Source organism: Microbulbifer taiwanensis (genome assembly GCF_014904815.1).
In the GTDB taxonomy this organism is placed as follows: Bacteria; Pseudomonadota; Gammaproteobacteria; order Pseudomonadales; family Cellvibrionaceae; genus Microbulbifer; species Microbulbifer taiwanensis.
Map to the genome: position 1 here is coordinate 95,965 of NZ_JACZFR010000028.1, position 21,872 is coordinate 117,836.

Genomic DNA, 21,872 nt, shown 5'->3' on the forward strand with positions numbered 1-21,872 from the left:
ATACGCCAAACCTTAACAGGATACCGCCATAATGTGGACGATTTACCACAATCCCCGTTGTTCAAAATCCCGTCAGACCCTGCAGCTGCTGCAGGGCAATGGCATTGAGCCGCAAGTGGTTCTCTACCTGGAAACGCCGCCCGGCAAAGACACCCTGGCCGATCTGCTGAAGAAACTCGGTATAGGCGCGCGCGAACTGCTGCGCAACGGCGAAGACGCCTATAAAGAGCTGCAGCTCAAGGACAGGAGCCTGAGCGAAGAACAGCTGATCGATGCCATGGTACAGCACCCGATCCTGATCCAGCGGCCAATCGTCGTCAAAGGCGACAAGGCCGTGCTGGGTCGACCGCCGGAAAATGTGCTGGAGCTGATCTGATGGCCAGCGACGCCTATGTGCTGATCCTCTACTACAGCCGCAACGGCGCCACCGCCAGGATGGCCGCCGAACTGGCCCGGGGCGTCGAGTCCACCGGCATGGCCGCGCGCCTGCGCACCGTGCCCACTGTCTCCCCGGACACAGAGGCCAGCCTGCCACCAATACCCGACGAGGGCGCCCCCTACTGCACCAACGACGACCTGCGCGACTGCGCTGGACTGCTACTCGGCAGCCCCACCCGCTTCGGTAACATGGCCTCGCCGCTGCGCTACTTTCTGGACCAGACCAGTGATATCTGGCTGGAGGGCAGTCTCTCGGGCAAGCCCGCCGCCGTATTCACGGCCACCGGCAGCCTGCACGGCGGCCAGGAGAGCACCCTGATCTCAATGATGCTGCCGCTGCTGCACCACGGCATGCTGATCGCCGGCATCCCCTACTCCGAACCCGCCTTGAGCCATACCAAGAGCGGCGGCACCCCCTACGGCGCCTCCCACTGGTCCGGCGGCAACGACGGTGAGCTGAGTGAAGACGAAGTGACCCTCTGCCGCGCCCTGGGTGCGCGCACTGGCAAATTCGCGCGCAGCCTCGCCCGCGACCGGGGAGAGCCGATATGAGCGATTCCGGCAACTCAATCGACAAAAGCAGCGTTGCAGGCAAGCTGCGTTTCGCGCGACGGCTGAACTGGTTCTGTTACGGCGGCCTGATGCTGCTGTTCGCGGTGCAGAACCTGTTCCTGCCCGGTGGCTCCATCAAGTGGTGGATACTGCAATCGATACCTCTGCTGCTGGTGCTTCCCGGGATGCTCAAGGACCACTACCGCAGCTATCTCTGGCTCTGTTTTATCCTGCTGCTCTACATTACTGCCAGTATTGTCGACGTAATGATGCCAGGCCGCGGTTGGCAGCATGGCGTATTATTACTGTTAAGCCTTACCCTGTTCTTCTCTGCGATGATGACCAGCCGCTGGCAGCGTATGCAGTAGAACCCGGGCGCAATTGCGCGAGCTACAGGTCGGTGGCGGCCCTTCGCGTCTGGCATAGGATCTAATTTGCCACTTACGTCTTGAGCCCACTGACGCCAATTGATTCCAACATGCAAACTGCACCAAGGAGTGTTGAGGTTTGACTGACACAAGCCATCACAAAGGATTTATGCGCAGCTTCTTCGGCGCCATCGGCGGCGCCATAACCTGGCTGCGCCGCGTATTCACCAACCTGCTGTTCCTGTTGTTACTGCTGTTTATCGGTATTGCCATTTTCGGCAAGGACGAGCAGCTGACCATTCCCCAGGGCGCCGCCCTGCGCATAGCACCGGCCGGGTTCCTGGTGGATGAATTGTCCCAGCCCACTACACTGCCGGCCTTCTTTGGCGGTCCGTCCGGTCCGACAGAAGTCCGCGTCAAGGACCTGGTCGACGCCATCGACAGTGCCGCCAAGGACAAGCGTATCTCCTCCCTGGTGCTGGAACTGGACTATATGGTGGGAGCCAACCTGAGCAAGCTGGAGGAAGTCGGCGCAGCGCTGCAGCGCTTCAAGGCCGCCGACAAGCCCATCTACGCCGTCGGCGACAACTACACCCAGGCCCAGTACTTCCTCGCCAGCCACGCCGATAAGGTCTACCTGAACCCGATGGGTTCGGTTCTGCTGACCGGATTCGGCGCCTACCGCAACTACTACAAGAGCGCGCTGGACAAGCTCAAAGTCAATTTCCACGTCTTCCGCGTGGGCGACTACAAAGATTTTATCGAGCCCTATACCCGCGACGACATGTCCCCTGCCTCGCGGGAGAACAACCAGCGCTGGCTACACGAACTCTGGAGCGAGTTCACGGAACAGGTCACGGGCCTGCGCAACCTGCCGCCACAGTCCATCGATGTCTTTATCGACGAACTGCCGCAGAAGCTGGAGGAGCACAATGGCAGCTGGGCCGAGGCCGCCCTGGCCAGCAAACTGGTGGACCAGCTGGCCAGCCGCCGCGCAGCCATCGATGAACTCAGGAAGAGTATCGGCGCGGAAGAGAAAAAGCCGGGCTACAAATCCATCGATGCCCTCGCCTACCTGCGCAACCAGAAACTGACCCAGATACCCAAGCCTGGCAAGGACAGCGGCAAGATAGGCCTGATCTCCGCCAGCGGCGCCATCGTCGACGGCGAAGCACCGGCGGGCCAGATTGGCAGCGCAACCCTGGGCAAACTGATCGCCGACGCGCGCGAGAAGAAGGTCGAGGCCCTGGTGCTGCGCATCGACAGCGGCGGCGGCTCCGCCTTCGCCTCCGAAGCCATCCGCCAGGAACTGCTCGCCACCCGCGAGGCGGACATTCCGGTGATCATCTCCATGGGCAGCGTCGCCGCCTCCGGCGGCTATTGGATAGCCACCGGCGGCGACCGCATCTGGGCCTCACCGTCTACCATCACCGGCTCCATCGGCGTCTTTGGCGCCTTCCCCACTTTCGAGGACTCCCTGGAACATATCGGGATCTACAACGACGGCGTCGGCACCTCGGAACTGGCCGGCACCATGCGCCTCGACAGACCCCTGCCGGAAGCCGCCGCCAGCGTGCTGCAGCAGGGGGTGGAAAACACCTATGCGCGCTTCCTGCGCATCGTCGCCGAGGCCCGCGGCAGCACACCCAAGGAAGTGCACAAGATCGCCCAGGGCCAGGTGTGGACCGGCCGTGCCGCACAACAGCTGGGCCTGGTAGACGAACTGGGCAATCTCAATGACGCCATCGCCGACGCGGCGCAGCTGGCCGAACTGGAGCAATACGACGTGGTGGAAATCCAGCGCGAGCTGACCCCGGGCGAGAAATTCCTGCGCGCCCTGGCAGACAATGTGGACGCCCGTATCTCCGCCAGCTTCGCCAGAACCATCGAGTCCAACCTGCCCCTCGGTGCCTGGCTGCAATCCCTTGAACCGGCCCTGGCCCCACTCGCCGAGCTGCAGAGTTACCGCGACCCGCGCGCCCTCTATGTGCGCTGCCTGGCCTGCCTGGCGCCCTGACCGAATCCCCCCTGTAGGAGCGGTCCGATCGCTCCTACACCTCCCCACCATTCAGCACCGATTCAGTGCTGATAAGCGAAGCTGCTCCCAAGTTGTGACCTGTCCCCCTCGGGCGTTGCGGCGAAGTGATAGCATCCGCACCACTTTGACCCACCCGCGGGATCGAACAAATCCGGGAGATAAATGTGAACAAACTGAAACTTTTCGCGACTATCGCCATCATCAGCAGCCTGGCGGCCGCAACCCACGCCGACCCACCCGAGGGCCGGGGCTGGAAAAAGCACCGCAAGCACGACCACACCGTCCGCAAGGAGGAGTTCTGGGACGGCAACTGCAAAGTGGAGCGCAAGTGGGAAGCTGATGGCGACTACAAGGAAGAGCGCAAGTGCAAAGCGGATCGCCACTATCACCGGCCTGTCGCCCAGGTAGTGGTGCTCCCCCCGTGGTTTGACCAACGCGCCGACGAACCCGTGTACGAGCCCGAATGGCGCCCGGCCCCCCGACCGACAGCGGCCCGCTGCAACAGTGACAAGGTCGGCGCTGTGCTCGGCGGCCTGATCGGCGGCGTACTCGGCCACCAGATCGGCGGCGGCGACGGCAAGAAGCTGGCGACAGTCGGTGGCGCCATCGCCGGCGTGCTGATCGGCGGCAAGATCGGCGAACGCATGGACGCCCGCAACCAGGCTTGCGTGGGCCAGGCGCTGGAGTTCGCCCCCGAGGGCCAGCGCATCACCTGGCAGGACAGCGGCCAGCAGTACGCCGTGACCCCGGGGCCGGTGGAGAAGCGCGGCGACAACTACTGCCGTTCCTTTACCGCGGAAGTCGGCGGCGAGCACGCCGAGCAGACCCGCGGTTCCGCCTGCCGCCAGCCGGACGGCACCTGGGTGCGACTGTAACCACTGCCACTCTGGCCGGGCGGTGTCAGCGCTTTGACGGCGCCCGGTCGTACAGTTTCCGCAGCTCATCCTTGGCTGCCTCCAGCCGTTGGCGCTGATCCCGGGGCAGATTGCGCCCGGCGCGATTGATGTAATAGCTCAACATCGACATGGCCGAGCGAAACGGCTCCGCCTTGCGCCTTTTGCTGCGTTCCGCCGAGCGTTTCAGGGAGCGGGCTATGGCGCGGGGATCCTTGAGGGTAAAGACCCCCGCCTCCAGATCCATTGCATCGCTGGTCTCCGCCACCCTCTGGGACCAACGCTTGGGTTTGGCCTGTGCCACAAGAGCCCTCCCCTGAAAGCCCACTCGATACAGACAATGTATTGTGGCCGCCGGAGGCTCAACAGGATCCGCACCAAATTGGCGCATACGAGTAATCACTCCCAGCCCCGCACACCATTCTGACGCAACCTTCCTCTCGAGCCGCCAAATCAATGTCTTTTATGACGCCATTCAGCGGCGTCCGGGCGCCGTACTGACTCATATTTTCCCGACTGGCACTATTTTTGGATCTATAGATAGAGAGAGTCAGAAAGCGCAAATAATCCCTGGCGATGACACAGAATAATTTTATTGACGGCCACTGGCTGATTGCCAGCGACCTGGATGGCACACTGCTAGACCACTACGACTATTCACACGCCCCGGTGGACGAGTTGCTGCGGCAGCTTGAGCGGCGGCGGGTGCCGGTGATACTGAACAGCAGCAAGACCTTCCCGGAGATGCTGGAACTCCGCCGCCAGCTGCACAACGGCCACCCTTTTATTGTCGAGAACGGTTCCGCGATCTTCATTCCCACCGGCTATTTTCCTGAAGTACCTGAAGGCGCGCGCGAACAGCGCGATTTCTGGATCTTCGAAACAGGACTGCCGCGGGAACAACTGCTCACCTTCCTGCGCGGGGATGCCGGGGAACACGGCTCTCCCTACCTGAGCTTTGCCGCGGCCTCCTGCGATGAAATTGCCGAGGCCACCGGGTTGTCGCCGGAACAGGCACTGGCGGCCCGGAGTCGCGACTACTCGGAGCCGCTGCTGTGGCGCGGCAGCGAAGGGGAAAAGCTGGCTTTCGAGGCCCGTGTCCGCGCCTCCGGTATGTCCACTCTGCAGGGAGGTCGTTTCCTGCACCTGCTGGGCCCTACCGACAAGGGGAAGGCCACTCTGCAATTGCTGGACTGCTATCGCCAATACCGGGATATCGACTACCGGTTGATTGCCGCCGGCGACAGTCCCAACGACCTGGATATGCTCAAAGTAGCGGATATCGCCGTGATAGTGCGCGCCGCACATCGCCCGCCGCCGCAGCTGGAAGAGGCTACCAGGCGGCGGGTAATTGTCAGCGAGGCCATAGGCCCCGCCGGCTGGAAGGAAACCATTGGAGGGTTGTTTTCGTAGGGTGCGCCGCGCGCACCAACTCCCTAGCGCCGCGCCGCAATTATGGTGCGCAGGGCAAACCCTACAAATAGCGATAAAAATAAATCTCAAGTCGATTGAATCAGTGCGAGAAAACGTGAACCCCCGATAAGCCGAGCAGGAGCCTCCCGTGACCGATTTTTTTCAGAATGGATCCATCACCACACTGCACAATCTATGCAACCGTTCACTGGAAGAGATGGAGAAGGAGCTGTTGGAGTTCTCCCGCCGGCGCCCTATGTCGCTGCTGCTGCCATCACTCTACTCCGAGCTGGAGGGCGAGGCGCTGCCGAAGATTCTCGACGAACTGGCCCAGGTGCCCTACCTGTCGGAGATAGTGATAGGCCTGGACCGCGCCGACGAATCCCAGTACCGGGATGCGCTGGTCCAGTTCCAGCGACTGCCACAGCATGTGCGCGTACTCTGGAACGACGGCCCGCGACTGCGGGAGCTGGATGCAAAACTGGAGGAGCGCGGCCTGGCACCGATGGACCCGGGCAAGGGACGCAATGTCTGGTACTGCCTTGGTTATATCCTTGCCTCCGGCAGGGGGGAGGCGGTGGCGCTACACGACTGCGATATCCTCACTTACGACCGCACACTGCTGGCACGACTCTTCTACCCGGTGGCAAATCCCAACTTCAGCTATGAATTCTGCAAGGGATTCTACTCCCGCGTCTCTGCCGGCAAGATCAACGGCCGCGTCTGCCGCCTGCTGGTGACGCCACTGATCCGCACCCTGATGAAGATCTACGGCCACACCGACTACCTGACCTACATGGACAGCTTCCGCTATGCGCTGGCCGGCGAGTTCTCCTTCCGCCGCGACGTGATCAACGACCTGCATATTCCCAGCGACTGGGGCCTGGAAATCGGTGTACTGTCGGAGATGTACCGCAATTTCTCCACCAACCACCTGTGCCAGGTGGATATCGCCCACCGCTACGACCACAAACACCAGGCGGTGTCCTTCAATGACGACCACACCGGCCTGTCGAAAATGTCCATCGACATCGCCAAGTCCCTGTTCCGCAAACTGGCCACCCAGGGTATCGTCTTCTCCAGCGAGATATTCCGCTCCATCAAGGCCACCTATTTCCGTATCGCCCTGGACTTCGTGGAAACCTATCGCAACGACGCTATCATCAACGGCCTGAATTTCGATATCCATCGCGAGGAGCAGACCGTAGAGCTGTTTGCCAGGAACCTGATGAAGGCGGGCCAGGCGTTTCTCGACAACCCGATGGAAACGCCGTTTATTCCCAGCTGGAGCCGTATCACCAGTGCTGCACCAGACTTCCTGCAAGAACTGCAGGCGGCGGTGGAGGCAGACTTCGAAGAGTACAGCCAATAGCGACCCGATATGAGCCATCCCCCCCTGCAAGAGAGCACCCGCGAGATACTCCAGAAAAAGCTGTGCGATCACCTCGCGGTTATCTACCCAGATTTCAACAGGGAAGTCCTGGCGCAACAGCTGGTGCAGGTGATGCGGCTGGACGAGGATTGCCAGAGCCCGCTGCCACACAAAAATCTGTGGGACGAGACCGATGTGGTGGTTATCACCTATGCCAACACAATCCTCAGTGAAAACCAGCACCCGCTGAAGGCGCTGCACCACTTCCTCAAGACCCATTTCACCATGCTGATCAACAGCGTGCATATACTGCCGTTTTTCCCCTACTCCAGCGATGACGGCTTCGCGGTAATCGACTACAAGCGGGTGGACCCCAAGGTGGGGGACTGGAACGATATTCTGCGCATCAGCACCGACTTCCACCTGATGGCGGACCTGGTGATCAACCATTGTTCATCGCAGCACCAGTGGTTTGTGAATTTCCAGGCAGGAAAATCTCCGGGCAACGACTACTTTTTTACCGTGGATCCCAACGAAAACCTGGCCGGCGTGGTGCGCCCGCGCACGACACCGTTGCTGCGCGCCGTGTCCAACGGCGACGCCACAAAATGCGTCTGGTGCACCTTCGGCCACGACCAGATAGACCTGGATTTCCGCAACCCGCAGGTTCTTCTGGAGATGGTGGATATTCTGCGCCTCTACCTGGATATGGGTGTGCGTATCTTCCGTCTCGATGCGGTGGCCTTCCTGTGGAAGAAAATCGGTTCCAGCTGTATCAACCTGGAGGAAACCCACGAGCTGGTGCGCCTGCTGCGCACCCTGATCGAACACGCAAACCCGAATGCAGTCATCATCACCGAGACCAATATCCCCAATCGGGAGAACCTGTCCTATTTCGGCAATGCCAACGAGGCCCACTGCATCTACAACTTCTCCCTGCCGCCGCTGCTGCTCAACAGCCTGGTCAGCGGAGACTGCCGGCACCTGAAGAACTGGCTGATGAGCATGCCGCCGGCACAGAACGGCACCACCTATTTCAACTTTATCGCCTCCCACGACGGCATAGGCCTGAGACCGGTGGAGGGGCTGCTCAGCGATGAGGAGCAGGAAGCCCTGATCCAGACAATGGAGAATTTCGGTGGGCAGATCTCCTGGCGCGCCCTGGACGATGGCAACAGGAAACCCTATGAAATCAATATATCGCTGTTCGATGCACTGAAGGGCACTACGGCCGGCGAGGACGAGTGGCAGCTGGAGCGGTTTATCTGCGCCCACGCCATAATGCTGGCCCTGGAGGGAATTCCCGGCTTCTACCTGCACAGTCTGGTGGGCACCACCAACGATTACCAGCGCATGCTGGAGCACGGCCACAACCGCGCCATCAACCGGCGTCAGTGGCAGGAGCTGGAAATCAACCGTAAACTCAGGGATGCCACCAGCCACCACTACAAAGTCTTCTACCAGTTGCGCCACCTGATCCATTTGCGGCGCGAACAGCCCGCCTTTCATCCCAACGCCACGCAATTCACCCTGCACCTGGGAGACCGGATATTCGCCTTCTGGCGCCAGAGCATGGACCGCCGCCAGAGCATCTTCTGCCTGAACAATATTTCCGACGCGCCGCAAACGGTGCCGCTGTCGAGCCTCAACCTGATCAGCACGGACAAGTGGAAGGATCTGATCAACGAACAGTATTTTGAGGATATGCTCGACTCACTCACGCTGGAACCCTACCAGACGCGGTGGATAACCAACCGCTGGTAGCTACTTCGCCCAATCAGTCGGCGACAAAGAGTAGATGCAGGCCCCGCATGCGGGCCTCCGCCGCCAGGCTGTCCAATGCCCCCAGCAACACCAGCTCACAGCAGGACGCCTCGACCACGAGCGCCGCCAGCTCCGCGCGCAGTTCTCCCATCTGCTCAACCTCAATCAACAGGTCGGCCTCGGCACCATACTGGTGACGCCACAGGCGCCAGAGCAACGGGCACCGGTCGCACCTCTGCTGCACCAGTGGGTAGAGGCATTGCCAGTCGGCATCACTGATGTGCCCCATGGAGGCCGCTCTCTCCGCACCGCCAAGCAGTGCTGCATCCGAGTTGTTTCTTTCGACTAGAAAAATATCTCTCGCCATAAGTCATAGCGCGGTTCCTTAGGAGTTCCACTCGCCAAGTCACCGCGCTCTCCTGTAGCTATCGGCACCCGGCGCTATTTTCCGGGAACAGGGTCACCACCCTGCCACCGCTCTTATCGACAACCAGCCGCACCCACTTCTCGCTATTGGTGCCTACTACGACCCCCATATCCTTGTCGTAGCAGAGATTGCCGTCGGACTGCACTGTACGCCGGTCGTAGTCCGACTGGACCGTTTCGCACAGGCTCTGTCCCTCGGGCACCCCATTGCAATAGTCCGTCGTAGTGAGCATGAACTTACTCTTGTACGGATATGTCGACGGAACACAGTGACGCGGGAATACGTGATTGTAGCTGACCTGCGTATAGTCGCAGCCCGGATCTGAAACCTCGACGACCCGCTCGCTGGCACAGCCAGCAGAAAGCAGCAGCGCGGATAAAATGGAAATCCCGAGGGAATGATTGACTTTTTTCATTTTAAATTCCTCTTGTAAAAATTTTCGATAGATGAATTATCCTGATATCCATCAGATCCGGTGGCAGGGTTTGGTTGTGGCGTAGTTGAAAAGCGCTTCGGTGGTAGCGTCCAGCACCGGACTCCAGACAGCGTTCTGGATACCGCTGGCGGCGTGGGAATTCAGCCCGTAGATACGTCGTCCCGGACCGTTTTTCTCATCCGTTTCAACCCAGGCGCCGCCGCTGGATCCATGTCTCATCGGGTTGTCTTGCATCAGGATCAGGCCGGCCGTGCGCGTGGACAGGTAGCCGCGCACCGCGTACATAACATGCCCGTGGCCGTAGTTGATCGGGTAGCCGAAGCTGGTCAGGTCATCCCCCGCATCTCCGTAGAAGAGTTCCAGTGGGCTGCCGTAGTCGCGCGCGGCGACCAGGAAGGCGTAGTCGTAGACCGGGTCCGGATTTTGCCCGTCGTGCCACTCGCTACGCACCGTCATTTCCGCAACCTGGAAGACCTCCGAGTCCTCGCCGCCGTAAACCCGCTCGAACAGGAAATTGCTGTTCCAGCCTCCGGATTGCGGATCGCGCACACAGTGGGCGGCGGTCAGCAGGATGTTGCCGGCGCCGGCGAACTCGGCGCTACACCAGGACTCATCGCCGTCGGCATCGAGAAACATCAGACGCCCGCCGGACTGGAAGGGTGCCCGGCTCAGGTCGGCGACATAGGGGACACCGCTGCCAGGCGTACGGGAGCTGCCGTCGATCTCCAGTTCCGGCCCCAGCGCGCTGTCCGGCAGCACTGGCATATCGACAGGTTTGGCCCTGGCGCGCCGCTCCGGAGTCCAGAAGTCCGCCGCCTCCTTGGGATTTACAAAGGTATTCCTGCGGCACTGGTTGTCCGCGGATGCCGGCTCGATATTGCAAGCCACCAGCGCGAACACCGCGGCGGCGCCGTACAGGTATTGATATAATTTATTCACGAGTATTCTCCTCTGTTTTTTGATAACGGGAACGATCCTTTTCATCCCCGTGACCATGCTAGGCATATCGGTTAAAACGATTAAGCGATTCCGATTCAACAGGGGAGAAGAAAACGTGCAAAAAGTTGCGCAGCGGAAAAACACAGACGCAGCAAAAAAAATCTTCGATACACGAGCCTGTGTGATTTAAAAAGTGAAGTTTCCACGCACGGATGTGCGCGGCGTGAGAAAAGCGGAGGGAAGCGTAAGAATGAGAAAGACTGGCCGATATTATGTATCGTCAGAGATTGTTTCCAGGAGAGACAACAGCGTTTCCCGCACCTTCTCCGGCAGGCTTCGCATACGCGCCAGCAGCAGGAACTCCCGGTCGCTGACGGCGCGCCCCTTGTGCTGATCCATATGGCCGCGGCCGCTTAAAAGCCAGTCGAGCGATATGTCCAGGGCGCGGCAAAGCCTGATCGCATTATCGGTAGAGATGGCCCCGCCGCGCCGCCAGCGGCTGATACAGCTTTCGTTGACCCCAAGCTCCAGTGCCAGCGGAGAGATTTTTTGCACCCCACGCGCGCGCAACACCCGCTCCAGGCGCGCCCCCATGGAGCCGCGCTCCGTTGCCCTCGGATTCAGCGGCTGCAGCAAACACAGATGTGCAGATGCAGCAGCACCCTTTTTCGCAACCACTCCCGAATAATTTTCCACAGTATTCCTCACCGGCACTTGATAATGTAATTCACGTAAATATTGACCGGACGGGTCTCACTGCTGCTACGCGCCGGATCGCCATCGGGCTTGAGCGGTGACACACTGTCGGGCAGTGCCGGACCACCGCTGGCAGTGGGTGTCGTGGGCAACTTGACCTTGCCGGCCTGGAACTGCGCCTTGCCGGTGCCGATCGCGGCCAATTGATAGCCGTGCTGGTGGTCTTGCAGGCTGTCTTCCTGTGTCGACCCCACCCCGGAATAATTTTGCCCTGTCACCGGGGACTTGCGCTCCGTCGCATCCGGATCGATGTCGGCGTCGGCGTCGGTACAGCGCAGGAAAAGCCCGCGGTAATCCGGCAGGCAGAAAGTCGCCTCGCCGTCGCCGCCGTAGAGGGTACCGATGGCACTGAACAGCATCGGGTAGAGTGTGATCCCCAGCTCGCGCCCATCGCAGAGAAGCCAGCCCCACTCTTCCAGACACAGTGCCGGCTGCTCCGGCGCCTCGAGATCGTCGCTCTCGAAGGGGGAGCCGAGCTGTCCGGCGTAGGGGCACACTGTCCCCACCGGGACACCGCCGAGCCAGTCCCCGGCAAAGGGCGGCGGCGGAAACAGTGGTTGCGCGATCACGATTCGCCCTCCTTGAAAACAGGCAGCTCGCCGCTGTCCTGCAACACCGTCATTTCCGTCGGCACCACCAGCTCCCAGCGGTCCGCCGGCGCCTCCCGCGGCGGCTCGCTGTCGGCCTCCTTGAGGGCGTTGACCAGGTTGATGTAGCGGTAGTCGGGCTCATTCTCCCGCTCCGGGCAGAAGGCGGGCGCCAGCGTATCAACGCCTGGCCAGATCTGCCCGCTGGCGAGAAAGTAGAGCATGCGGTAACTGAACTTGGGCGAGACCGGCAACAGCACGCGGCTAAACCCCGCCTGCAGGAAGGCACTGAAGAGCTCGTCCTCGCCGCGGTACCGCTGGCTGATGGCGGTACCCAGGTCGTTTTCCGTCTTCACGGTAAAGGCGTAGGCCATTTCGTCCCAGGCCAGGGCGCGCTGGAAAAACTGCACATAGCGCTCCTCCCCCAGCGCCAGGTCGCCGCGCTCGCCAGTCAAGGCTTCTACTTCGCGCAGCAACTGCCGCACTATATTCCGGCGTAGTTCCTCGCGCACTGTTTCGCGCACGCCCAGCTCGGAAGCTTTTTTCCGGTTCCCGGGCCAGCCGGACAGGGTGTCGTAATAGCGCTGCCTCTGCTGCTCGCAGCCGGCGGCTATGGCCCTGTAGGTGTCCAGTTGCCAGCGTTCCAGGGCCTCGGCGGTCAGCTCGGCTTTCACCTCGATGGCAACGCTGTAGGCTCCGCAATCGGCAGCCGTCACTACCGCCGCCGGCACCTGCTCGGTTTCACCATCGAGGTACAGGGGTTCCTCCTCGCCGCCCGGGTACTGGCAGCGTCTCTGGCCAACAGCAATGCTCAGCTGCAGATCATCGCTGCCCGGACCCGGCGACACAGACACTTTCGCGCTGCTCGCGCCATAACCCGGCTCCACCGACAGCGACTGCCAGCTGACCGGGTCGCCCGACTGGAAGCTGGCGCTGCTGCGCGACTCCCGCGACGGCGGCGGTTGCAGGTCCACAACCTGGTATTCCGCCGCCAGCCTCGCGTAGTAGCTCGGGGATTCGGGATCGGTAGAGATATCCAGGAAGGTCTCGACCCCGAAATCGACCAGCGGCGGCGGCTCGCGCAGCGATAGGCCGCGCAGGCTGAAGGCACTGGCGATATAGCCCCGCGCCGGTTCGCGCACGAAAAACTCGAGCACAAAGCACCGTCCCAGGGCGACAGTCCAACATTGGTAGACCTTGTTCACCCAGCGGTAGACGGCGCGCACATTGGCTTCCATCTGGCTGGCGTCGACGCGCCGCAGCGTGTGGGACTCGTCCCGGTTGAGGCTGGCACTGCTGCGCTGCCAGTGCACCCGCCGCGCCAGGGAGGACGCGGCGCGCTGGGTCAGCGCGCGGGCGCTGCATGCGACTTCCTCTGCGGCGACTTTCTGCGGCTGCTCATCCACCGGTTCCACCCTGCCGTCCACGATTACGGTCAATTGCTTTGCGGGCGGGCCGTACTGGCTCTCATAGTGGTACTGGAAGTTTTCCTTCAGGGTGTTGAGCGTTTCTGCCAGCAGGTCGCGGCGCTGGCCGGCGGATTCGCTGCTGTAGCTGTCACTGCTCTCCTCCGAGGCCAGTTCCTCCACGCGGGACTCGCGCAGGCTCCTTTGCGACGACTCCTTGTATTCACCGCGCATCACGTTCTCTATCCCGCTGACCTCGCCCAGCTCGTAGCGACAAAGGCGCTGGCGTACCAGCTCCAGGTCGCCGATCGCATAGGGCACAGGGGCCACGAAGTCCCCGCCGCCCAGCCCGCCCTGCGCCGGCGGCATCGGGAACAGGGTGCCGGGCAGTACTGTGGTGGCCTCGATGCCCGCCTGCAAACGGGCGGCGGGCCAGGCCGCGGGCTTGTCCTCGCCGTCGACAATACGCCCGATCAACCCGGCCAGGGCCAGTGTGCGCAGCAGCTGGTCAGCGAGCTGCCGGTTGAAGCCCGGTTGCACCGAGAGGGCAAAGAGGTTTTGCCAGCAGCGCTGGCTGAGCCTGGCATAGGCCTCGCCCTGCCAGTATTCGGCAATGCTCTCCCAGCCCCCCATATCCAGCGCCGCCTCGGTGCGCTGCTTGAAGGCGCCCAGACTGGCCGGCGGATCCGCACGAAATTCCATATCCAGGTGCGACAGCTGGTCCATCGGCGCGCCCAGCGCGGCGATGTCGCGCAGGTAGCGACCGCTGTAGGGTGGCCTGCCGGAGAGAAAGAGATCTGCCTGTTCCAGCATCGCATCGCGCCCCTCTGCGCGCGCAGCGAGTAGCTGCCTGTAGAGACTGTCCTCAGGCGCAGACTCGGGATCGTACTGAACAAAGCGGTCGCGCAGTTCCGCCGCGCTGATATCCGGCCACTGGGCCAGGTAAAGATAGGGAAAAAGGTCCGATTCCAGTGAGCGCTCCACCAGCAAGGCCTCCTCGGAGGCTCGATCGTCTGGCGCTGGCGGTGTTGGCTGCGGCGGGGATTCCGGAAACAACACCACGTGATCCAAATGGCAGTTGGAGCCGTTGGCGGCATCGGGATAATTGAAATTGTCCACCACCAGCTTTGCCGGCTGCGAATCAAACTTTAACACTCCAGTGACGCGAAGCCGGTTGTCTGACGGATCCTCTACGGAAAAGGCCAGTGGGTTTCTCCCGGGCGGCAGTGGCAGGGGTTCCTCGACAATGGTGGAGCTCCTCCAGCGCACCTCCACGCGATCGTCTGCAGACCCGATGTACTGCCAGCTAAAAAAGACGGGGCCAATCTGTCGGCGCCCTATGTATTGGTTCATGACCCCACTCCTCAGTATGTATACGGGGAAACCGCCGGCACCCCGGCGCCGGCGGATTTCCCGGTCAGGCGACCTCGATATCCCAACCACTCCACTGGGAGCCGGTAATTACCGCCGTCTGGCCCTCGAGGATCTCGGTTTCGGTCAGCGATATCTCCGCCTGTACCAGGCGCTGCCCCTTGTAGGTAAACTCGCTGACAACTGCGAGGTACAGGCTGGAGCGGATATCCTCCATCAGTACGGCACCGGGAGTGATTACCTGCGGCTGGTAGATGTCGTCGTCATCCTGCTGGATATGGCCGATAACACCCATGCCGTACCTGTTCTCGACATGAACCTCGTTCAGTACCAGCTCGTTGAAGTTCTGTACCGTCTCGGCACCACTGGCCTGGTGATCCTGGGAATCCACCGAGGTCACGACAAAATTCGCGGTCAGCTCGGCAAAATCGATTTGATTGGTGGTGTAGCGGGTAGCTTCCGGGTTGTTCGGGTCCTTGGAGTAACGCGCAAATACTTTGAAGTCGGAAGGTACAGTGACCACCGCCTCACCACCGGGAGGCGGCTCGGCAATTTTCCAGGCCACCGACTGCAGGGACGGGCGCATGATCGGCTTTTTGTAGATGGCGATGCGCGGCAGTTCCGCACTTTCGTTAACAAGGGTAATGGTCGACATTGGAAAGACTCCTTTTATTGAATTGAATCGCAGCACTTTTTTGCCGCGTCCAAGCGGGTAAATCCGGCTCGGCAATCAATACATCTCAAAACCCATGCCAACTTTAATTCCCATAAAAATCAATAACTTAGAAAAATTGATAGCGAGCGGGAGCAGTGTCGACGGTGTCGGCAGTGATGGCCCCGACACTGCCGACAGTCGACGGTTGTCGTGGTGGGGGCGGCAGGTATAATCCCCGGTGGGAAAAAAACCTTCCCCTCAGAGCCTGTTGAAAATAGCTATTCAACAGTCCAACAAAAACAATTCGAATAAATCCCGTAAAGGCAGAATAGCGGTATTGCCTCAAGCGCCGGCTACATCAAAGGAACTGCAATGTCTCTGTTTAAATCCCTCGATACCACAGCTCCCGACTACACCCTCACGCTCAACTTCAACAGCCAGACGCTGGAATTGGAAGTTCCGGTCGAGGTCATGTCTGTGCTAAAGGGCAGCAACCTTTTACTGCGCTTCAACAACCTGCCCACTGGCTGGTCGCCGATGGTGGAGTTTCGCAACGGCGGTGGCGATATCATTATGGCCGACGGCCCCTTTGAGCAGATGATCGTCGGCAGGAACCAGGTGCTGGCCGTCAACGCTCGCTCGGATATCGACCAGTTCCACTTTCGGGCACTGATACAACGGGGCTTCGGCATTCACAGCCACAGTGACACCGCAGTGATGTTTACCAGATGGCTGCCATTCAAGCTGAACAGCGACTCCCAGCAGGAGCGCCTGCTCAAGATCCGTGTACTGCCGGACGGCGACGGCCTGACGGTGGACAAGCCGCAAGTGACCATTCGCGGGGGCATGCGGGTACAGTGGGATTTCAGCGAGGTGGCGCAAGACAACCACCAGCCGATGGTCGCCTACGGAAAACCGATGCTGGAGCAGCAACCCGCCGACAACCAACAGTTCTTCGGCCCTCATGAGAGCTTCGTCTACCGCGGTAATACCTCAGTCGAAGGCAACGGCAACAACGGCATCAAGGGGATCTACCGCTACGAGGTCTACCTGCTGGATATTCGCACACGGGCAATAGTGGTTAAGTCCAGTGCTGATCCGCAAACGGACAATGAAGGGGATGTATCACTTAAGTAAAATGAATAATCTAGCTGCGAGCTATAGTATATACATTTTCAACGTCTATTCTTTTCCTAGCATCGCAGGAAGGGAGGTGCTGGAAAAAGCCGGCAGACTAAACCAGCGCTTATCCATACCTCCCTCAATCGCCGCCTGGGCGTTCACCAGGGCCGATTCATTGTCTCCGGCCAGGGCGTAGACCAGGGATGCCTGGTAGGCAACTTCCGGATCCCCCTCGGACCTCAGCAATGCCATCAGAGTCATCCTGACAGCCTCTCCTTTCATCCCCAGGTGCGCCAGACATTGAGCTTCTACCATTCTCCCGTAAGCGTCAGCGCTACCCGATGCACGTTGCGCATTTAATATCTCGCCGTATAGAGCGAGGGCCGCTTCGCGGTTCCCCAGGGCCATTTCCACATCTGCAAGATTTAGCATGGCTACCCGATGCCCTGGCTGCAACTCCAGAGCACTGACGAACTTTTCTCTTGCTTCGTCGTACCTCTCCTTCAGCATCATTGCGAGGCCAAGGTTTACCAGATAACTTCTATGGCGCTTCCTGCTCAGCAGTTTCCCGTATGTAGAAATCGCCAGATCCAGGTCACCGTAGAGTAGTTCCACCAGGCCCGACTGCCCCAACACCAAAGTATTCCCCGGCGTTAACTTCAAAGCATCAGCGATATGATTTCTTGCAGTCTTCACGTCCCCAACACGGATTGCCAGGGAGGTTGCCTTGTATCGCGTACTCCATGACAGGGGAGTTGTGGCAGCAGCCTCTCGCAAAAGCCGATTCGCGGCATCAAGATCTCCCTTCATTTCCTCCAGTCTGGCCCTGTCGACCAATATCGAAGGATCTCCCGGCGAAAGTCTCTCATAATCCTGCAGCAAGTTTTCCGCATGTTGCATTTCCCCCTGATCCATTGACAGCGTTATCTCCCTCTGGAGGACGACTAACGGGTTCGGATAATACTCACCAAGGTGCCCTAGAACACTTTTCGAGTAGTCTAAATAGGATCTGTCCTGGGTGTCCGAAAATAAATCGTGAGCCAAATCTAAAGACAGAATTTCACCCGCAGGAAAAAAAGGTGAATTCGACAGCAGATCCACCAAATCATCAAATAGTTTTTTCCTGTCACCGACTCCCTGGTTTAGGGCCGAATAGACCTCAACAAATCTATGATAGTTTTCAGTAGATAGAGAAGTGAATTTCTGTGAACCCTTTAATTGCGATTCTTCGTAAAGCGCCAATGTCTGGGAAAGAACTGCTTGTGCGCTTTGCTCTATAAATCGTTCAGGAACAGAAAACTGAACGTGCTCCAATAAGGCGCCATCGCTCGCCCGCACCCTTTGCAACTGCACATTATCCAGCGGATTTTCCGGCATGTAGCGGATCTGTATCCACTCATCGGCACCCGCCAGCCTTGCCAGCTGAGCCGGCCCCGCCTTTTCAACTAGCGGCTCATGGTCAAGTAGCGGCTGCACCGAACCCAACAGGTGCAAGCCATTGACCACACTGCTCCAGATCACCGCATCCAGCGCTGTACCCTCTCCCTGCCGGTAGTATTGCGGCTGCGCTAGGAAAACCCGCAGCTGCCGCTCGGAGACACTCGGCTCGGAGATAAAGTAAAAGAGCAACCCGAGCGGAATTGCACAGAAAATCACCCACCAACGCCGGGGCTTCAATCGGGGAAACCCCCACCTCGGCGGCGCGACCTGTCGCTCGAGCGTGTCGCTACGGAAACGCTTCAGGGTCAGCACCGCCTCGCTGAGTGTCGACAGGCGGCGCTGCGGGTCCTTTTCCAGCATTCTCAGCACCATTTCCGACAGTGCCCCCGGCAACCGCCGGCGCAGCATCTCTACCTCCCCCGGCTGGCTGTTCAGCAACGCATTCAGGGTGGCGGCAGTATTGTCGGCCCTGAAAGGGCGCTGGCCGGTAAACATTTCGAACAGGACGCAGCCGAAGGAGAAAATATCGCTGCGGCTGTCCAGCGGACGGCCCATCAGCAGTTCCGGCGACATATAGGAAACTGTGCCGGCCAACTGCTGCAACTGGCCACCGTCCCCGGAAAGGGTCTGCAGTTCATCCGCCATGCGCCAGTGCGCAAGGCCGAAATCGAGAATTTTCGCCCTCCCGCTGTGATCGACCATGATATTTGCGGGTTTCAGATCCGCGTGGACCACCCCTGACTGGTGGGCATAGTGGAGGGCTTCGGCGAGTTCCAGCCCGAGGTGGGCGGCGCTCTTCAGTGGTATTTCACCGGCAGCCAACAGCGACGACAGGGTGTTGCCATGGATATACTCCATGGCGATGCAGGGGCCCTCGGCGATAAATCCGTAGATGGTGACTATGCCGGGATGCTTCAGCGAAGAGGCGACCCTCGCCTCATGGATCAGTCGCTCGACGCGCCCCTCACCCACAGCCGCGACATACTTGAGAGCCAGGTCGCGCTCGAGCAGCTTGTCATGCGCGCGGTAAACCACACCCATACCGCCACAGCCGATTTTTTCGACGATCTGATATCCGGCCACACTTGTCGGATGCAAAACCTTCCCCCAAACATCGGATCAACCTGCTTGCGGTGGTGAAAACGCGACTTGGAACAATCGAACGACTATATCATAATCGCCGTCCACCAGTTCTCAGGAGGACTGCTGTACCATGGATGAGCACCTGGCATCGGAGGCCGATGAGTGTACGCTGGAGCCATCTGGCCAATTCCAGTTCGAACACGAAATCCTGCAGCCACAACTGACTATTCTCTGGCACCCGCAGCGCCGCCTTATCGGGGCCCGCGCAGCGGTACTCTGGGACAGCGCGGGCGAATTCGAAATATCCCGATGGGTGCCGATGTTTCGGCTTGCGGATGAATCCGAATTTTCCCTCGACGACCGGCGCATCTCTCGCAGCCCGCTGCTGCTAAAGCGGGAACCGAATAGCACCCTCTCGATCCACCCTCCCCTCAGCTCCATGACGCTCGCAGTCAACGGCGCCCCACTCGAAACTGCAATGACACTATCGAACAAATCTCTGCAGGCCGGGGTGACAATCTGCCTCGGGCGCCGCGTGGGCCTGTACCTGCGCCTGTCGCCACCGCGCCGGGCGGAAGAACGCGATCATTTGGGGTTGCTCGGCGGCAGCTATCCCATGGCGCAGGTGCGGCGACAGGTCCGCCGGATAGCGGCCACCAATGCCAGTGTCCTGGTCCGCGGGGAAACCGGTACCGGCAAGGAACTGGTTGCCCGGGCACTCCACCAGTTCAGTCCGCGCAGCGGGCGCGAGATGGTTTCAGTGAATATGGCTACCCTCGGCGGAGATCTGGCCGCAGCCGAGCTGTTCGGCGCGCGCCAGGGCGCCTATACCGGGGCCCGCGGAGATCGCCCGGGGCTGATCCGCGAGGCGAATGGCTCTACCCTGTTCCTGGACGAGATTGGCGATGCCCCAGATGCAGTTCAGGTGATGTTATTGCGGGTGCTGGAGGAGGGACGCGTGCGGCCACTGGGAGACAGTCGCGACCACCCGGTGGACGTGCGCTACGTTGCCGCCACCGATCGCCCCCTGGAAGCCGGTGCGGAGCGGGCTTTCAACCAGCCGCTGCGGCGCCGGCTGGAGGCGGCGACAGTCAACATGCCACCCCTGCGCGAGCGGCGCGAAGACTTCGGGGAACTCTTTGCAGCCTTTCTCGCGGAGGCGGAAGTCGAGCGCGGCCACAGCATCCGGATCACTGCCGACCAGGTCTGCGCACTGGCCGCCAGGCCCTGGCCAGGCAATGTGCGCGAACTGAGGAATTTTGTCACCGGCCTTGCGATCAATAGCGATACAGATGGGGAAATTCACTGGAACAGTGAGCTGGCCGCCTACCTGCGCCCCCCGACCGGGGAACCGGCTGCCGCTACTGCGCCGCCGGCCAGCCGTCGCATCCGCTACCGGGACCCGACCACGGTGAAGGATGCCGAGCTCTTGCGGGCCCTGGACGAAAGCGGCTGGCGGGTGATGCCCGCCGCCAAGGCCCTGGGCGTGTCGCGCACCTCCATGTATGCGCTGATCAAGCAGAGCAGGCAGGTGCGCGCCGCAGAAAAAATTCCCACAGAGGAAATACTGGAAGTCATGGAGCAAAAGGCGGATATGGATAGCTGGGCCGCCCGGTTAAAGACCCCGCGCGAGGCGCTTAAGCGGCGTATTAACGAATTGGAACAGGAAAGCGCTTAAATTATTCTCCCAGCTCCGGCGGTGATTTACCGGAGATATCCTTGGTCCGGCTGTCTGACGCCCGCTGACCGGACGGTTCCACTACAACGGCCCTTCCAGGCATCCCGGATCACCAACCGCTGGTGATCAATCGCTCGCCTTTACCCAGTGCCCATTCTGGTACTGCACCTCGAACCTGGCCCACTGCCTGAATTCATCGCGCAGGCATAAGCCTGTCTCGTAGGCACCTGCACCTGCCACCGCCTTGAAGATGACTTCGTCTCTGCTGCTGCCGGCTCCCCGGGATTCGTCAACGACCTGGCGCACGCTCCAGAGATTGCCGATTTTTCCGTTGCTATAGTAGCTGCCCGCGACAATGGACTCCGGATGCACGACATTTCGCTCCGCGTGCAGCTTGGCCAGCTCGAGCAGCTCCGTCAAACCCTCAACGGTAATGTCGACATAGGAATCCAGCTGCTGTACTGCCGCGGCAAAGTCCTCCTGTGTCAGTTCGTGCTCTCTCTCCGCCGGCTCCGCACCGGTGGATACTTTTTTTCGATGGGACAGATGGGCCGGGTAGCGTCGCCACGGAAAGAGATTGTTGAAAGATACAGCGACCAGAAAAATGGCCAGTACATTGACCAACACCGGAATAAGCAGAAAGTCGTATCCCAGGGACTGCACCTCGGCCCCACCGATTACCGCCGTCAATGCAGTGGCGCCGCCCGGAGGGTGGATGCAGCGCAGGTAGTACATGGCGCAAACGGAGAGCCCCACCGCCAGCCCGGCAACCCACAGGGATCCGGAAAACCAAAACTGGCAGGACACACCGATAAAGGCGGAAATCAGGTGGCCGCCCGCCAGGGACCATGGCTGGGAAAGTGCACCGTGAGGCACGGCAAACAAGAGTACGGCGCTGGCCCCCATGGATGCCACGAGGAAATAGCCCGTGGACACATCGATAAAGTCCAGCGCAACACTCATATGAGACACCCAACTCACCGCCATTATCGCGATAGCCGCCCCCAGTGCAGACAGTAGTTTTTCGCGATTACTGGTGGAGTTTCGCTCAACCCCGAGAAGCATCAGGATCTCATCGCGCAGTGATTTGATTTCCATTGGGCTACAGCAGTGGTACAGCGGGGTCGGAAATAT

General features: G+C 60.3%; 20 protein-coding genes. 10 read left to right on the top strand and 10 right to left on the bottom strand.

Features of this window, described 5'->3' with window-relative positions; all coding sequences use genetic code 11:
* The first annotated feature begins 31 nt into the window (after nt 1–31).
* From arsC to IG627_RS11060, 5 genes are all read left to right on the top strand, one after another.
* Nucleotides 32–376, top strand: a complete 345-nt coding sequence (gene arsC, locus IG627_RS11040; RefSeq protein ID WP_193192422.1) for an arsenate reductase (glutaredoxin) — start codon at nt 32–34, stop codon at nt 374–376.
* On the top strand, nt 376–990 hold the full coding sequence (gene wrbA / locus IG627_RS11045; RefSeq protein WP_193192423.1) for an NAD(P)H:quinone oxidoreductase: 615 nt from the start codon (nt 376–378) through the stop codon (nt 988–990). Before arsC ends, wrbA begins: the two co-directional genes overlap by 1 nt.
* On the top strand, nt 987–1,358 hold the full coding sequence (locus IG627_RS11050; RefSeq protein ID WP_193192424.1) for a DUF2069 domain-containing protein: 372 nt from the start codon (nt 987–989) through the stop codon (nt 1,356–1,358). Before wrbA ends, IG627_RS11050 begins: the two co-directional genes overlap by 4 nt.
* A 139-nt stretch (nt 1,359–1,497) precedes the next feature.
* A complete protein-coding gene (gene sppA / locus IG627_RS11055; protein WP_226864942.1) occupies nt 1,498–3,375 on the top strand; it encodes a signal peptide peptidase SppA in 1,878 nt (625 codons plus the stop codon).
* A 185-nt stretch (nt 3,376–3,560) separates the two neighbouring features.
* A complete protein-coding gene (locus IG627_RS11060; protein WP_193192425.1) occupies nt 3,561–4,271 on the top strand; it encodes a glycine zipper 2TM domain-containing protein in 711 nt (236 codons plus the stop codon).
* 25 nt (nt 4,272–4,296) lie between these two features.
* Here IG627_RS11060 and IG627_RS21095 read toward each other — a convergent pair whose 3' ends face one another.
* Nucleotides 4,297–4,593: a DUF3175 domain-containing protein gene (locus IG627_RS21095; RefSeq protein WP_319024551.1), complete on the bottom strand. Its 297-nt coding sequence runs from the start codon at nt 4,591–4,593 to the stop codon at nt 4,297–4,299.
* A 272-nt stretch (nt 4,594–4,865) separates the two neighbouring features.
* On the opposite strand from IG627_RS21095, the gene IG627_RS11070 reads away from it, so the two are divergent.
* From IG627_RS11070 to IG627_RS11080, 3 genes are all read left to right on the top strand, one after another.
* Nucleotides 4,866–5,702, top strand: coding sequence for an HAD-IIB family hydrolase (locus IG627_RS11070; RefSeq protein ID WP_193192427.1), 837 nt, complete (start codon nt 4,866–4,868; stop codon nt 5,700–5,702).
* 148 nt (nt 5,703–5,850) lie between these two features.
* The gene (locus tag IG627_RS11075) at nt 5,851–7,074 is read left to right on the top strand and encodes a glycosyltransferase family protein (protein WP_193192428.1); all 1,224 of its coding nucleotides are present in this window, start codon (nt 5,851–5,853) and stop codon (nt 7,072–7,074) included.
* A 9-nt stretch (nt 7,075–7,083) separates the two neighbouring features.
* Nucleotides 7,084–8,838, top strand: coding sequence for an alpha-amylase family glycosyl hydrolase (locus IG627_RS11080; RefSeq protein WP_193192429.1), 1,755 nt, complete (start codon nt 7,084–7,086; stop codon nt 8,836–8,838).
* A gap of 13 nt (nt 8,839–8,851) precedes the next feature.
* Here IG627_RS11080 and IG627_RS11085 read toward each other — a convergent pair whose 3' ends face one another.
* From IG627_RS11085 to IG627_RS11115, 7 genes are all read right to left on the bottom strand, one after another.
* Nucleotides 8,852–9,205 carry a hypothetical protein gene (locus IG627_RS11085; RefSeq protein ID WP_193192430.1) on the bottom strand — a complete coding sequence of 118 codons (354 nt, stop codon included), beginning with the start codon at nt 9,203–9,205 and terminating at the stop codon, nt 8,852–8,854.
* A 58-nt stretch (nt 9,206–9,263) separates the two neighbouring features.
* Entirely contained in the window at nt 9,264–9,680 is a 417-nt protein-coding gene (locus tag IG627_RS20880) for a hypothetical protein (protein ID WP_226864943.1), read from the bottom strand.
* Between the two features lie 51 nt (nt 9,681–9,731).
* On the bottom strand, nt 9,732–10,640 hold the full coding sequence (locus IG627_RS11095; protein WP_193192432.1) for a trypsin-like serine peptidase: 909 nt from the start codon (nt 10,638–10,640) through the stop codon (nt 9,732–9,734).
* Between the two features lie 270 nt (nt 10,641–10,910).
* Nucleotides 10,911–11,276 carry a helix-turn-helix domain-containing protein gene (locus IG627_RS11100; RefSeq protein ID WP_226864944.1) on the bottom strand — a complete coding sequence of 122 codons (366 nt, stop codon included), beginning with the start codon at nt 11,274–11,276 and terminating at the stop codon, nt 10,911–10,913.
* A 68-nt stretch (nt 11,277–11,344) separates the two neighbouring features.
* Entirely contained in the window at nt 11,345–11,965 is a 621-nt protein-coding gene (locus tag IG627_RS11105; RefSeq protein ID WP_319024552.1) for a phage tail protein, read from the bottom strand.
* Nucleotides 11,962–14,742, bottom strand: coding sequence for a hypothetical protein (locus tag IG627_RS11110; protein ID WP_193192434.1), 2,781 nt, complete (start codon nt 14,740–14,742; stop codon nt 11,962–11,964). Before IG627_RS11110 ends, IG627_RS11105 begins: the two co-directional genes overlap by 4 nt.
* 64 nt (nt 14,743–14,806) lie before the next feature.
* Nucleotides 14,807–15,415, bottom strand: a complete 609-nt coding sequence (locus IG627_RS11115) for a hypothetical protein (RefSeq protein WP_193192435.1) — start codon at nt 15,413–15,415, stop codon at nt 14,807–14,809.
* 372 nt (nt 15,416–15,787) lie between these two features.
* On the opposite strand from IG627_RS11115, the gene IG627_RS11120 reads away from it, so the two are divergent.
* Nucleotides 15,788–16,552: a hypothetical protein gene (locus IG627_RS11120; protein ID WP_193192436.1), complete on the top strand. Its 765-nt coding sequence runs from the start codon at nt 15,788–15,790 to the stop codon at nt 16,550–16,552.
* A 45-nt stretch (nt 16,553–16,597) separates the two neighbouring features.
* On the opposite strand, the gene IG627_RS11125 is transcribed toward IG627_RS11120, so the two are convergent.
* Nucleotides 16,598–19,075, bottom strand: coding sequence for a serine/threonine-protein kinase (locus IG627_RS11125; RefSeq protein WP_193192437.1), 2,478 nt, complete (start codon nt 19,073–19,075; stop codon nt 16,598–16,600).
* A gap of 115 nt (nt 19,076–19,190) precedes the next feature.
* Between IG627_RS11125 and IG627_RS11130 the strand changes: the two genes are divergently transcribed.
* Complete coding sequence (locus tag IG627_RS11130; RefSeq protein WP_193192438.1) at nt 19,191–20,738, top strand: sigma 54-interacting transcriptional regulator; 1,548 nt, start codon at nt 19,191–19,193, stop codon at nt 20,736–20,738.
* Nucleotides 20,739–20,864: 126 nt separating this feature from the next.
* On the opposite strand, the gene IG627_RS11135 is transcribed toward IG627_RS11130, so the two are convergent.
* Entirely contained in the window at nt 20,865–21,836 is a 972-nt protein-coding gene (locus IG627_RS11135) for an HPP family protein (protein WP_193192439.1), read from the bottom strand.
* Between the last annotated feature and the right edge of the window lie 36 nt (nt 21,837–21,872).